Raw genomic sequence first — 13,237 nt, forward strand, 5'->3', positions numbered from 1 at the left:
CGCGTGCCGGTGCGTGGGTGGATTGGCGACAGCGTAATCCACCAAGAGCTGCTTCCCCCAGATAGAGAAGTGCGAGACGTTGGTACTGGCGCAGGAATTTGCGAAGTAGGACGCGTTCCTGTCACTTTTGCAATGAACCTGAACGCGCGATTCAGCGGCAGTTCATGTCATCGCCGCGACACTTCCTCTGCATCACCTAACCGACCAGACAGAGGGACACGCCATGGAGCGCCGGAACTTCCTGAAACTTGCATTCGGTGTCGCGGCGGGAACCGCCGCGTTCACTGCCGCTGCACAGGCCGCGCCGCTGGCGCCGCAGCCGCTCGGCAATGGCGGCATGCCGCTCGCCAATCCGGACGCTCATCCCGCCGTTACCAGCAGCGAGGAGGCCGCACAGCTCAAGCCCGAGCAGGTGCATTGGCGCGGCCACTGGCATCGCCGTCACTGGGGTTGGCGCCACCGTCACTGGGGCTGGCATCGCCGCCACTGGCGTCACTGGTAATGGCGCGCCTGGAATGAAAAAAGGGATCGCGGTTGCGATCCCTTTTTTTGATTGCGTCAGGCGCCTCAACAAAATGGCCGCGCGGGCTGATCCAACGCGGCCATTTCGCAAGTGCAAAAGATCAGAACGGACGGCAGCGGCCGGCGTACCAGCGGAAGCCATAGGGGCACACGCGCGGACGCACGACGACGACCGGCGGGGCGACAACGACCGGGCCGGGGGCCACGACAACCGGACCACGCATCGGACGGCAGCCGCCATAGGGACCACGGTACCAACCGGGGCCGCAGCCACCGGCGGCGCTGGCCGCCTCGCTGAAACCAACGACCGCGCTGGCGAGCATCACGGCGGCGAACAGATATTTCATTTGGTCTTCCTTCTCGTCCTTGGGGGCAAGTTCTTGGGGTGGGCTTTAGGGGATTTGGCGCTTGCGGCGCAGAATGAATCAAAAGATACGATTCGACATGTTAATTTTTGCGACATGTCGGCACGGCGATCCAAATCTGCCAATCATGACCTGAATGCGGCATGAACATTTCTCGCATGCGGCCTCGGGCGACAGGGATGACGCTAGAGCCCCGTCCCGATGATCGGAGCGGGGCTCTCAATTTTTGTTCGACGCGTTTTCTTGACGCGAACCGGTATCCACTTCGCTCGAATACGCTTTAGTGGCCGAGGAAGCCCAGCACCAATTCCTTGTACTTCTCTGGCGCCTCCAGGAAGACGAGGTGACCGGTGTCTGCAATGACCTCAGCCCGTGCATTCGGCATCTTCACCGCAAACGCTTTTGCCAGCTCGGCGTTCTGCCCCATTTTCGCGCGCAGCGCCTCCGGTGCGTTCGGCCGTCCCGGTGCGTTGTGGTCGTCGGCACCCATGATGAACAGCGTGGGTTCGGTAATCAGCGGGATTTCATGCGCCACCGGCTCGCGATAGATCATCTGGCCTGAGCTGACGAAGGCGCGCAGCCAGCGTGGGTAGTCGGGGCTGCCTTTGATGTTGAAGCGAGCGTCGATGAACGGCGTGATCGCATCAGGCGGCAGCTTGATCGCGTAGTTGGTCTGGAGCTGTTTTCGGTAGCCGTCGGCGGTGAGCTTGTCCTCGCTCTCGACGATCTTCTCGGTCGGCGTCGGCGGCACGTAAAGGCGGTAGTCTTCCAGCCCGATCGGCGCGGTCAGCACGAGATGCGCGACGCGATCAGGATAGGCGCGGGCGATGCGCACGCCCAGCATGCCGCCGAGCGAATGCGCGACGATGTCCGCCTTGTCGATTTTGAGATGATCGAGCAGCGCGATGGTGTTGCGCGCCAGATTGTCGAAATGCAGTTCGCCCACAGGCTTCGACGATTTGCCGAAGCCGATCTGGTCGGGCACCACGACGCGATAGCCGGAGTCGGTGAGCATCTTGATGACAGGCGCCCAATAGCTCGACGGAAAGTTGCGTCCGTGCAGCAGCACGACAGTGCGGCCGTTCGGCTGCGCTGGCGCGACGTCCATATAGGCCATGCTGAGTTGCTCGCCGTCATTGGCGACAGGCAGCAGGTGCACGGGATAAGGATAGGCAAAGCCTTCGAGCGCGACGCCGTAGGGCTCGCGTTGCGGCGCGTCGGCGGCGTGTGACGTAAACGGGATAGTAACAAGGGCGACAGCAAGCGCTGCCGAGTAGATGCGGTTCATTGAGATCTCCGTCATGCCCGGCGAAAGCGCGAAGCGCGTCTTCGCGCAGATGTCCCGGGCATCCACGTGCCAGCCGCAATAAAGACGTGGATGGCCGGGTCAAGCCCCGGCCACGACGACGGTGAGAGCTCACACGCAAACGTGTTGTTGTCAGTCCTTCGCGTTCCCGAACAGGGCGGCGAACTGCTTCTCGCCGGTGCGGGTGAAATTCACCACGCGGCTGCCGGGGGTGGGGTCGCGTGCGGCCCATTTCAGCTCGGCAAAGCGCTGCATCATCGCAGCGCCCAGCGTTCCGGCAAGATGGTGGCGCCGCTCGCTCCAGTCGAGACAGGCTTTGCAGACCGGGCGGCGCGGATGGCTGAGCATATCAGGCGAGATCTGCAGATGCTTGGCGAGGAAGCGCTCGCCTTCAGCGGTCAGCTCGATGTCCTGCTTCTTCTGCCTGACCAGGTTTCGCGCACGCAAGGAATCGAGCATCTGCACGCCGAGATCGCCGGCGAGGTGGTCGTAGCAGATCCGCGCGCGCCGCAGCGCCGGATCCTTCGGCCCGGTGCGCACGCGCATGTGGCCGGTGCGCGCGGCAAGGCCGGCGAGGCCTTCGAGCACCCCGGCGACGTCGTCGTCGGTGAGGCGATAGTAGCGATGGCGGCCCTGCTTCTCCGGCTCGACCAGCCGGCCGGCCTCGAGTTTTGCGAGATGCGAGCTCGCGGTTTGCGGCGTGATGCCGGCCTCCTGCGCGAGCTCGCTGGCCGTGAGCGCACGGCCGTTCATCAGCGCCGTGAGCATGTTGGCGCGGGCGGGATCGCCGACCAGCGAAGCGACCATGGCGATGTCGGGTCCTGATTTCATGCTTCGATGGTAACCGAAGCATTGCGGTCGGGCAAGGGCGTAGTCTCTCACGGCCTCGTCATTGCGAGCGCAGCGAAGCAATCCAGGCTGTCTCCGCGGAGGGTTTCCTGGATGGCTTCGCTGCGCTCGCAATGACGGAACAAACAGAGGAGCCCAACATGTCCGTCACCGTCTTCATCCGCTACCAGCTCGATCCCTTCAAGCGCGCGCAGTTCGAGGAATACTCAAAACGCTGGCTTACCATCATCCCGAAATGCGGCGGCGACCTGATCGGCTATTTCATGCCGCATGAGGGCACCAACAACATCGCGTTCGCGCTGATCACGTTTGAGAGCCTCGCCGCCTACGAGGCCTATCGCGCGCGGCTGCGGCAGGATGCCGAAGGGATGGCGAACTTCCATTTCGCCGAGGACAATAAATTCATCCTCGCCGAAGAGCGCACCTTCCTCCGCAAGGTGGTAGTGTAGGCCACCAACGATTGAGGAGCCGCCCATGATCGCCGTGATTTTTGAAGTCTGGCCCAAGCCCGAGCATCGCCAGGACTATTTCGACCTCGCGGCCGATCTGAAGCCGATCCTGCAAACCATCGACGGTTTCATCTCGGTCGAGCGGTTCGAAAGCCTGACCGAGAAGGGCAAGATCCTGTCGCTGTCATTCTGGCGGGACGAGGCCGCCGTCGCAGCCTGGCGCAACACGATGGAGCACCGCCGCACGCAGGCCAAGGGCAGGGCGCAGATTTTTGCCGACTATCATCTGCGCATCGCGAGCGTGGTGCGCGACTACGGCATGAACGATCGCGAGCAGGCGCCGAAGGACAGCCGCGCCGTGCACGACGCGCACTAGCAGTCATGAAAACGCGTGCCTATCTCTGCGCGGCCAACAAGGGAGAGAAACATGCATGTGACAACTGCTGACAAGCGCGCGACGTTCAGGAAGATGCACGAGAGCGGCTGCTTCATCCTGCCCAATCCGGTCGATGTCGGGGGCGCCAAGGCGTTGCAGCATCTCGGTTTCAAGGCGATCGCGTCGTCGAGCGCGGGCTTTGCCTGGACCATCGGCAAGGCCGACAATCACGTCACCGTCGAGGACGTCTGTCAGCATCTGGCAGCATTGAGCTCGTCGGTCGATATCCCCGTGAACGCGGATTTCGAGGGCGGCTTCGCGGTCGAGCCGGACAAAGTCGCTGACAATGTCGCGCGCGGCGTGCGCACCGGCGTTGCCGGCCTCTCGATCGAGGATTCCACCGGCGACAAGGACAAGCCGATCTACGAGCACGCGCTCGCGGTCGAGCGCATCAAGGCCTCGCGCAAGGCGATCGGCGACAGCGGCACGCTGCTGGTCGGCCGCTGCGAAGCGTATCTCTGGGGCGTCACCGATCTCAAGCTCGTCATCGACCGGCTCACCGCCTACGCGGATGCCGGCGCCGACTGCCTTTACGCGCCCGGCCTGAAGACGCGCGAGGACATCGCCGCGGCGGTGAAGGCGGTGCATCCAAAGCCGTTCAACCTGCTGATCGGCGGCTCCGGGCTGTCGTTGAAGGAAGCCGAAGATCTCGGCGTGCGCCGGATCAGCGTCGGCGGCTCGCTTGCGCGGGCCGCCTGGGGCGGCTTCATGCGCGCGGCGAAGGAGATGGCGGAGAAGGGGACGTTCGGCGAGCTTGCCAGCGGGTATCCCGGCGGCGAGCTCAACAAGATGTTCAGCTAAACGAAAAGCGGCGGGACTCATCGTCCCGCCGCTGTCGCATCCGCTCGGTGTCATGCTCCGCGAAGGCGGGGCATCCAGCACGCCGAGGCCTATCGATCAATCACCGCCGTCTCGGAGTACTGGATCGCCCGGTCCTAATGCGCAATTGCGCATAAGGCCGGGCGATGACGGCTCTGGTGTTACTTCGCACCGTCAGACGGAGTCTGCGTATCCGGGGCCGGCTTGCTCGGCGCAGCGCCCGTGGTCACGCCCGGCGCGGCATTGTTGCGCGGCGTCACGTCACGCATGCCGGGAGGTGCGGCCGGGTTGGCAGGTTGCGTCTGCTGCGCGGTCTGGCTAGCAGGCGTATTGCTCGCCTGATTGCCCGTGCCGGTGTTGTTCAAGCCATAGAACACGGCACCCAGCACCAGGGCGACAGCCACCGCGAACAGAGCGATCCTACCGCTGGAGGCGGGGCCTTCGCCCAGCTCGGGATCGGCCTGAAGGTCGGAATCCCGACGCGCCGCGCGAAGGTACTCATCGTCCGCGAGGTTCGGGCGGTACGGATCGTTGGGAAAACGGTCGTCAGCCATCGATTGGGTCTCCTCGTTGATTGCACCCCGACAACCCGTGGATGCGAGGTTCTGTTCCGCCTGCGTTATGCTTTCGTCGGATGTTGCCCTCACGCCGGGAATCGGGAACCTGTTCATTTGGGAACCTCGCGGTGGTTCCACCGAGGAAAGAGGGAACACGGCGATGTGGAGCCTGCCGCCGAGCGATAGCGTGCTGCATTTCCTCTCCCTGGTCGCGGTGGCCGCGCAGGGCATGACCGCCGCGCTCGCCGCCGGCCGACGCAGCATGGATTGGCTCGGGGTCTGCTTCCTCGGCTGCATCACCGCGCTCGGTGGCGGCACGCTGCGCGATCTCTTCCTCGGGCACTATCCATTGGCCTGGGTGCAAAACCCGATCTATCTCGCGCTCGCGGGCGGCGCCGCCTTCCTTACCATCCTGTTCGCGCGCCTCGTGCACCGGCTGAAGCTCGCCTTCATCGTGCTCGATGCGATCGGCCTCGTGATCTTCACCATGACCGGCTGCGACGTCGCCTGGCAGATGGATGCCTCGCTGCCGATCGTCATCGTCTCCGGCATGGTGACAGGCTGCGCCGGCGGCGTGTTGCGCGACGTGCTCTGTAACGACGTGCCGCTGCTGTTCCGCTCGGAGCTCTATGCCAGCGTCTCGGTGGTGACCGGCCTGTTCTATGCCACGGCGTTCGGATTGAACATCAACGCCGAACTCTGGACCGTCCTGACCTTCGTCCTCGGCATCAGCCTGCGCCTGCTCGCGGTGCGCTACAAATGGGAGATGCCGAAGTTCGTATTCACGGGAGATGAGGAGAAGTAGCCCTCCGCTACGGCTCCTGTCCGCGCGCCTTCGCCACCTGCGCAGGCGTCACCAGCGGACCGGCGTTGCCCCAGGAGTTGCGGATGTAATTCGTCACCGCCGCGATCTCGTCGTCGGACAGTTGCTTGGCATAGGGCGGCATCTCGCCGGTGTTCGGCGCCCGCGGCGTCGTCATGGTGTGGGCGCCGTCGAGGATGATGCGCAAGGTCGAGGACGGGTTGATCGATTGCAGCAGCGCGTTCGCCGGCAATGGCGGATAGATGCGCGGCGCGCCGGAGCCGTCCGCTTCATGGCAGGCGATGCAGAATTTTGCGTAGACCGCCTGGCCCGCTTTCATCTCGGCCTCATCGGGCGGTGTCACGATGGTCTCGCGACGCGCCGGCGGCAGGCTCTTCAGGTACACCGCTATCGCGCGCACATCGGCATCGCTCATTCTCGAGGTCGAATTGACGATCACCTCGGCCATCGGACCGTCGGCATGGCTCTTGGCGTTGCGGCCGCTCTGCAGATATTCGGTGATGTCGTCCGCACTCCACGACTGCAATCCGGTCCGTGCGGCGCCGTCGAGCCGCGGCGCGTACCAACCGCCGAGCTCGCTGCCTGACAGCGCCTGCGCGGTCTTGTCCGCGCCAAAATAGTTTTTTGGCGTGTGGCAGGCGCCGCAATGGCCGAGCCCGGTGACGAGATAGCCGCCCCTGTTCCAGGCCGCGCTCTTGCTCTGGTCCGGCTCGAACAGGCCGGGTGTGAAGAACAGCAAGTTCCAGGCTCGCATCAGGCTGCGATGGCCGAATGGCCAGCGCAGCTCCGGCGGCTTGTTGCGGTTCGCGACCGGCGCGAGCGTACCGAGATAGGCGCGGATCGCGAGCGTGTCGTCCTTGGTCATGTGGGTGAAGTAGGGGTAGGGGAAGGCCGGGTAGTAAAGCGAGCCATCCGGCGCGGTGCCAGTGCGCACGGCGCGGGTGAAGTCGGCGTCCGACCAGGCGCCGATTCCGGTGTCGCGGTCCGGCGTCAGATTCGGCGCATAGATGGCGCCAAAGGGCGTGCCGATACGCTTGCCGCCGGCGAACGGCTTTGCGGGATCGGCGGTGTGGCAACCTGCGCAGTCGCCGGCCTCGACCAGCGACTTGCCGTGGGCGATCAGCTCGGGCGAGGGCTCGGCGGCGAGGGCTGCACTCGAAACCGCACTGCACAAGACCAGACCAGCCAGAATCCTCCGCATCGTCGACCCTTCTTGCTGCGACTCATCAGCCCATTCGCATCATACGTGCGTCACGTCGTTTCGCGACGCCGGGCTATGGTGACACAAACTGAAAATCGCCAATCCCTTCCCGCCACGAAATTGCGTTTTTTTCCCGTCGCCGCGGACAGTCCAGATTTGTGATGCGCTGCGTTAAATATCCGACATAGAGTGGCGGAGGTGGTCGGCGCGCCCTAGCTAAAAACAACGGGCAGGCAACGGCTTAATCAGCAAGACCTGAGCAGGGCGGCAAAGGGGACAACATGGGCATCAACCAGGGTCCGATCAGTCTCGATCAAAAATACACCCAGGACACCGGCCATATCTTCACGACGGGCATCCAGGCGCTGGTCCGCCTGCCCATGGCCCAGATTCGCCGCGACCGCGCTGCAGGCCTGAACACCGCGGGCTTCATCTCCGGCTATCGCGGCTCGCCGCTCGGCGGCTATGACCAGCAGCTCTTCGCCGCGCGAAAGCACCTCGAGCAGTACAACATCAAGTTTCAGCCCGGCGTGAACGAGGATCTGGCGGCGACTGCCGTCTGGGGCTCGCAGCAGCTCAATCTCTCGCCCGGCGCCAAATATGACGGCGTGGTCGGCATCTGGTACGGCAAAGGCCCCGGCGTCGACCGCTGCGGCGATGTCTTCCGCCATGGCAACGCGGCCGGCTCGGCCAAGAACGGCGGCGTGCTGTGCCTCGCCGGCGACGACCACGGCGCAAAGTCCTCGACCGTCCCGCATCAGTCCGACCACGCCTTCATCTCGGCGCTGATGCCGTATCTCTATCCCTCGAGCATCCACGAGATGATCGAGATGGGCCTGCTGGGCATCGCGATGTCGCGCTACTCCGGCTGCTGGGTCGGCATGAAGGTGATCACGGAGACTGTGGAGACCACCGCCGAGATCGACCTGACCGACGAGATGAAGCCGTTCATCATCCCGCCGGATTTCGAGCTGCCGCCCGGCGGCCTCAATCTGCGCTGGCCCGACGACCGTTTCGAGCAGGACCGGCGTCTGCAGGACTATAAGGGCTTCGCCGCGATCGCCTTCGCACGTGCCAACAAGGTCAACCGCGTCACCATGGATAGCCCGAATGCCCGCTTCGGCATCATGGCGTCAGGCAAGAGCTATGAGGACGTCCGCCAGGCGCTTCGCGAGCTCGGGATCACCGAGCAGGTCGCCGCCAAGATCGGCCTTCGCCTCTACAAGATCGGCATGCCGTGGCCGCTGGAGCCGGAAGGCGTGCGCCAGTTCGCGGTCGGGCTCGAGGAGATCTTCATCGTCGAGGAGCGCCGCGAGATCGTCGAGAACCAGGTCAAGCAGGAGCTGTTCAACTGGCGCGACGACGTCCGCCCGCGCATCGTCGGCAAGATGGACGAGCACGACAAGCGCTTCCTGACCTTCGCCGCCGAGCTCAGCGTCGCATCGCTTGCGACCTCGCTGACTGAACGTCTCCTTCGACTTAATCTCAACCCTGAAATCGCGGAGATGCTCCGCGCCAAGGCCGACTGGTTCAACGGCCGCCAGGCCACCCAGATGCAGGCGGTCGCGCCTGTCTCCCGCACCCCATATTTCTGCTCCGGCTGCCCCCACAACACATCCACAAAGGTCCCCGAAGGTAGCCGCGCCATGGCCGGCATCGGCTGCCACTTTATGGCGCTGTGGATGGATCGCTCGACCGAGACCTTTACGCATATGGGCGGCGAGGGCGTGCCGTGGGTCGGCATCGCGCCGTTCACCAACGAGAACCACATTTTTGCGAACCTCGGCGACGGCACCTATTTCCACTCCGGCCTTCTCGCCATCCGACAGGCGGTCGCCTCCAAGACCAACATCACCTACAAGATCCTCTACAACGACGCCGTCGCCATGACCGGCGGCCAGCGCCATGACGGCGATCTCTCGCCGCAGCAGATCACCTTCCAGCTCCACGCCGAAGGCATTCGCGAGATCTATTTGGTCTCGGAGACGCCCGATGCCTATCCGGCCGACACCATCGCGCCGGGCGTGAAGAAATATCATCGCGACGAGCTCGACAACGTCATGAAGATGTGCCGCGACTACAAGGGCACGTCGGCGATCGTGTTCGTGCAGACCTGCGCCGCCGAGAAGCGCCGCCGCCGCAAGCGCGGCCTGCTGGAGGATCCGGCGCGCCGCGTCATGATCAATCCGGCAGTCTGCGAAGGCTGCGGCGACTGCTCGGTGCAGTCGAACTGCATCTCGGTCGAGCCGCTGGAGACCGAGTTCGGCCGCAAGCGCGCCATCAACCAGTCGTCCTGCAACAAGGACTATTCCTGCCTGAAGGGCTTTTGCCCGTCCTTCGTCACCATCGACGGTGGCGCGCCGCGCCATCGTGCGCCGGCGGAGCTTGCCGACATCGGCGCGCTGCCGGAGCCGGCCTCGCGTCCGGCGCTGGACAAGCCCTATAACATCGCGGTCGGAGGCGTCGGTGGCACCGGCGTGCTCACCATCGGCGCGCTGCTCGGCATGGCCGCGCATATCGAGGGCAAGGCCTCGATGATCCTCGACATGTCGGGCCTGGCGCAGAAGGGCGGGGCGGTGCTCAGCCATGTCCGCCTGTCGGATCATCCGGCCGAAGTGACGTGCTCGCGCATCGTCACCGGCACGGCGGACGTCGTGCTTGCCGCCGACGAGGTGGTCGCTGTCGCCAAGGACACGATCTCGCTCTGCGACAGCAGCCGCACCCACGGCATCATCAACAGCCACGTCATTCCCACCGCCGACTTTGTCCTGAACCGCGACTTCAACTTCCAGACCCGCAAGCTGAATGGATTGCTGGAAACGGCGCTGCACAAGGACTCCGTGTTCTTCGACTTCACCAAGCCGGCCGAGCAGCTGCTGGGCGACAGCATCGCCACCAACATGATGATGATGGGCTATGCCTATCAGAAGGGACTGTTCCCGTTGTCGGCGGAGTCGATCGAGCAGGCCATCGAGGTCAACGGTGTCGCGATCAAGATGAACAAGGAAGCCTTCCGCCTCGGCCGCCTTGCTGTCGCTGATCCCCAGCGCCTCGCCGACATGCTGAAGGGGACGGACGAGGTTGTTGCGCCGAAGACGCTGGACGCCATGACGCTCGACGAAGTCATCGAGCACCGCGCCAAGCATCTGACCGCCTATCAGAATAATCGCCTCGCCAAGCGTTACCGCAAGCTGGTCGACCAGGTGCGCGACGCCGCGGTGAAGGGCGGCTACGACGATGCGCTGCCGCGCGCGGTGGCGCTCAATTACGCAAAACTGCTCGCCTACAAGGACGAGTACGAGGTCGCGCGCCTCTTCACCGACGGCGCCTTCGCGCAACAGCTCCGCGACCAGTTCGAGGGCGACTACAAGTTCAGCTTCAACCTGGCCCCGCCGATATTGGCGTCCGGCGTCGATGCGCTCGGCCGCCCGAAGAAGCGCGCCTTCGGTCCGTGGATGCTGAATGTGTTCGGAGTGCTGGCAAAATTCAAATCCCTGCGCGGCACCCCGCTCGATATCTTCGGCCGCAGCGCCGACCGCAAGCTCGAGCGCGATTTGATCGTGGGCTACGAGAAGGACGTTGCCACCGTGCTCGGCCTGCTGTCGCCGCTCACGATCGACACCGCGGTGGAGTTGCTGTCACTGCCCGATCGCATCCGCGGCTACGGCCCGGTGAAGGAAAAAGCGGTCGCGGACGCCAAGGCCCGCTACGCCCAGCTCGCCGCCGACCTCGCCAGCCCGCCACCCGCGCCAAGGCAGATCGCAGCGGAGTAGGGGGCGCGGATCTCGCAGGTGGGCAAAGGCGCAGCCGTGCCCACCATGCATCCGTATTCGTGATGCGAGTGGTGGGCACGCTGCGCTTTGCTCCACCCTACGATTTCTCGTGTGAAATCAACCACCGTTCTACTGTGCATGGGGTTGTTTTCGACCAATATGGTTGTTCCGATAAAACGAATAATCGCTTGTGCCGTCGGGCAAAACACCCTTAGGATTTGGCTGGCGCTTCCGTCATTGCGAGCGAAGCGAAGCAATCCAGAGCTGCATCCGCGGAGAGACTTCTGGATTGCTTCGCTACGCTCGCAATGACGCGGAGAGAGCATCGCCTCACTTGCGCCCACCCGCTGCCCTCTCGCCCGACGGAATATTTCCGCGCTTGCCAAGCAGGCCACTGCGGTTCAGAAAAAAGAGCCAAGAAGAAACGCGAGCGGAGACCTCTGTTTTGACCATCAAGGGCAAGGCCTACATTGCCGGGATCTACGAACACCCGACCCGGCATGCGCCGGACAAATCCACCGCCCAGCTTCATGCCGAGGTCGCGAAGGGCGCGATCGAGGATGCCGGGCTCTCCAAGGACGATGTCGACGGCTATTTCTGCGCGGGCGATGCGCCCGGCGGCGCCTGGCCGATGGTCGATTATCTCGGCCTCAACACCAAAAAGCTCCGCCACGTCGATTCCACCGAGACCGGCGGCTGTTCCTACATCATCCATCTCGGCCATGCCGCCGAAGCGATCGCGGCCGGCAAGTGCTCGATCGCGCTGATCACGCTCGCCGGCAAGCCGCGGACCGGCGTGATGCCGCCGCGCGCAGCCGGCGCCGAGGTCGGTTTCGAGTCGGCATACGGCGCGACCACGCACAATGCCTATGGCATGTGTGCCATGCGCCATATGCACGACTATGGCACCACAAGCGAGCAGCTCGCCTGGATCAAGGTCGCGGCCTCGCATCACGCGCAATACAATCCGCATGCGATGCTCAGGGACGTCGTCACCGTCGAGGACGTCTTGAACTCGCCGATGATCTCCGATCCGCTGCATCGCATGGATTGCTGCGTCGTCTCCGACGGCGGCGGCGCGCTGATCGTGACGACGCCGGACATTGCCAAGAGCCTGAAGAAGCCGCTGGTCAAGCTGATCGGCCATGGCGAGGCAATGAAGGGCCCGCGCGGCGGCAAGGATCTCGATCTCACCTACTCCGCAGGTGTCTGGTCCGGTCCGCGTGCGTTCGAGGAAGCCGGCATCACGCCGCAGGATATCAAATACGCCTCGATCTATGACAGCTTCACCATCACCGTGCTGATGCAGCTCGAAGACCTCGGCTTCTGCAAGAAGGGCGAGGGCGGCAAGTTCGTTGCAGACGGCAATCTGATCTCGGGCGTCGGCAAGCTGCCGTTCAACACCGATGGCGGCGGCCTCTGCAGCAATCATCCCGTCAATCGCGGCGGCATGACCAAGATCATCGAGGCCGTCAGGCAGCTGCGCGGCGAGGCGCATCCGAAGGTGCAGGTGAAAAATTGCGATCTCGCCATCGCCCACGGTACCGGCGGCCTTTTGGGCGTTCGCCACGCCGCCTCGACGGCCATTCTGGAGCGCGTGTGATGAGTGAAGCCAAGAAATATCCGGCCCCGGTCACGAACCCCGAGACCGCCGCATTCTGGGACGCGGCGAAGGACGGCAGGTTCATGATCAAGCGCTGCACCGCCTGCGGCGAAGCGCATTACTTCCCGCGCTCGATCTGCCCGTTCTGCTACTCCGACAAGACGGTGTGGGAAGAGGCGTCGGGCGAGGGTACAATCTACACTTATAGCCTGATGCGGAAGTCGCCGACCGGTCCTTATGCCATCGGCTACGTTACGCTGAAGGAAGGCCCCTCGGTGCAGACCAATTTCGTCGACTGCGATCTCGGGAAGCTGAAGATCGGCCAGAAGGTGAAGGTGGTGTTCAAGCCGACCGACGGCGCCCCGCTGCCGTTCTTCACGCCGGTGTAGGACGGTCCTCATCCTGAGGAGCTTGCGAAGCAAGCGTCTCGAAGGATGGCCACGACAAGAAAGCGTTTTGGGCATCCCCATGGTTCGAGACGGCGCAAGAGCGCCTCCTCACCATGAGGATGAGAACCACCGGGAGGAAACAAAC

13 protein-coding genes are annotated in these 13,237 nt (G+C 64.0%); 8 read left to right on the forward strand and 5 right to left on the reverse strand.

Annotated features, from left to right (window positions below):
* Nucleotides 1-223 precede the first annotated feature (223 nt).
* Complete coding sequence (locus JJC00_RS16810) at nt 224-502, forward strand: twin-arginine translocation signal domain-containing protein (RefSeq protein WP_200473608.1); 279 nt, start codon at nt 224-226, stop codon at nt 500-502.
* Between the two features lie 121 nt (nt 503-623).
* On the opposite strand, the gene JJC00_RS16815 is transcribed toward JJC00_RS16810, so the two are convergent.
* The 3 genes from JJC00_RS16815 to JJC00_RS16825 all read right to left on the reverse strand — a co-directional run bounded on the left by JJC00_RS16815 (nt 624) and on the right by JJC00_RS16825 (nt 3,024).
* Nucleotides 624-869, reverse strand: a complete 246-nt coding sequence (locus JJC00_RS16815; RefSeq protein WP_128966804.1) for a GCG_CRPN prefix-to-repeats domain-containing protein — start codon at nt 867-869, stop codon at nt 624-626.
* A gap of 298 nt (nt 870-1,167) precedes the next feature.
* Nucleotides 1,168-2,175 carry an alpha/beta fold hydrolase gene (locus JJC00_RS16820; RefSeq protein WP_200473609.1) on the reverse strand — a complete coding sequence of 336 codons (1,008 nt, stop codon included), beginning with the start codon at nt 2,173-2,175 and terminating at the stop codon, nt 1,168-1,170.
* 150 nt (nt 2,176-2,325) lie between these two features.
* Complete coding sequence (locus JJC00_RS16825; RefSeq protein ID WP_200473610.1) at nt 2,326-3,024, reverse strand: winged helix-turn-helix domain-containing protein; 699 nt, start codon at nt 3,022-3,024, stop codon at nt 2,326-2,328.
* A gap of 158 nt (nt 3,025-3,182) precedes the next feature.
* Between JJC00_RS16825 and JJC00_RS16830 the strand changes: the two genes are divergently transcribed.
* From JJC00_RS16830 to JJC00_RS16840, 3 genes are read left to right on the forward strand one after another with little or no spacing between them, the layout of a single operon-like run.
* On the forward strand, nt 3,183-3,491 hold the full coding sequence (locus JJC00_RS16830; RefSeq protein WP_128966802.1) for an NIPSNAP family protein: 309 nt from the start codon (nt 3,183-3,185) through the stop codon (nt 3,489-3,491).
* Nucleotides 3,492-3,516: 25 nt separating this feature from the next.
* Entirely contained in the window at nt 3,517-3,867 is a 351-nt protein-coding gene (locus tag JJC00_RS16835; RefSeq protein ID WP_200473611.1) for an antibiotic biosynthesis monooxygenase family protein, read from the forward strand.
* Between the two features lie 51 nt (nt 3,868-3,918).
* Complete coding sequence (locus JJC00_RS16840) at nt 3,919-4,728, forward strand: isocitrate lyase/PEP mutase family protein (protein WP_200473612.1); 810 nt, start codon at nt 3,919-3,921, stop codon at nt 4,726-4,728.
* Between the two features lie 179 nt (nt 4,729-4,907).
* Here the strand turns inward: JJC00_RS16840 and JJC00_RS16845 are convergent, their stop codons facing one another.
* Nucleotides 4,908-5,300 (reverse strand): hypothetical protein, encoded by a 393-nt coding sequence (locus JJC00_RS16845; protein ID WP_200473613.1) that lies wholly within the window; start codon nt 5,298-5,300, stop codon nt 4,908-4,910.
* A 163-nt stretch (nt 5,301-5,463) separates the two neighbouring features.
* Between JJC00_RS16845 and JJC00_RS16850 the strand changes: the two genes are divergently transcribed.
* Nucleotides 5,464-6,108 carry a trimeric intracellular cation channel family protein gene (locus tag JJC00_RS16850; RefSeq protein WP_200473614.1) on the forward strand — a complete coding sequence of 215 codons (645 nt, stop codon included), beginning with the start codon at nt 5,464-5,466 and terminating at the stop codon, nt 6,106-6,108.
* A 7-nt stretch (nt 6,109-6,115) separates the two neighbouring features.
* Here JJC00_RS16850 and JJC00_RS16855 read toward each other — a convergent pair whose 3' ends face one another.
* The gene (locus tag JJC00_RS16855) at nt 6,116-7,327 is read right to left on the reverse strand and encodes a c-type cytochrome (protein WP_200473615.1); all 1,212 of its coding nucleotides are present in this window, start codon (nt 7,325-7,327) and stop codon (nt 6,116-6,118) included.
* 281 nt (nt 7,328-7,608) lie between these two features.
* Here JJC00_RS16855 and JJC00_RS16860 point away from each other — a divergent pair, with 281 nt between their 5' ends.
* The 3 genes from JJC00_RS16860 (at nt 7,609) to JJC00_RS16870 (ending at nt 13,092) form a co-directional block, all read left to right on the forward strand.
* Nucleotides 7,609-11,100, forward strand: coding sequence for an indolepyruvate ferredoxin oxidoreductase family protein (locus JJC00_RS16860; protein WP_200473616.1), 3,492 nt, complete (start codon nt 7,609-7,611; stop codon nt 11,098-11,100).
* Between the two features lie 445 nt (nt 11,101-11,545).
* Nucleotides 11,546-12,703: a thiolase domain-containing protein gene (locus JJC00_RS16865; protein ID WP_200473617.1), complete on the forward strand. Its 1,158-nt coding sequence runs from the start codon at nt 11,546-11,548 to the stop codon at nt 12,701-12,703.
* Nucleotides 12,703-13,092 carry a Zn-ribbon domain-containing OB-fold protein gene (locus JJC00_RS16870; RefSeq protein WP_200473618.1) on the forward strand — a complete coding sequence of 130 codons (390 nt, stop codon included), beginning with the start codon at nt 12,703-12,705 and terminating at the stop codon, nt 13,090-13,092. The genes JJC00_RS16865 and JJC00_RS16870 overlap by 1 nt, the downstream gene beginning before the upstream one ends.
* The last annotated feature ends 145 nt before the right edge of the window (nt 13,093-13,237 follow it).

Source organism: Bradyrhizobium diazoefficiens (genome assembly GCF_016616885.1).
In the GTDB taxonomy this organism is placed as follows: domain Bacteria; phylum Pseudomonadota; class Alphaproteobacteria; order Rhizobiales; family Xanthobacteraceae; genus Bradyrhizobium; species Bradyrhizobium diazoefficiens_F.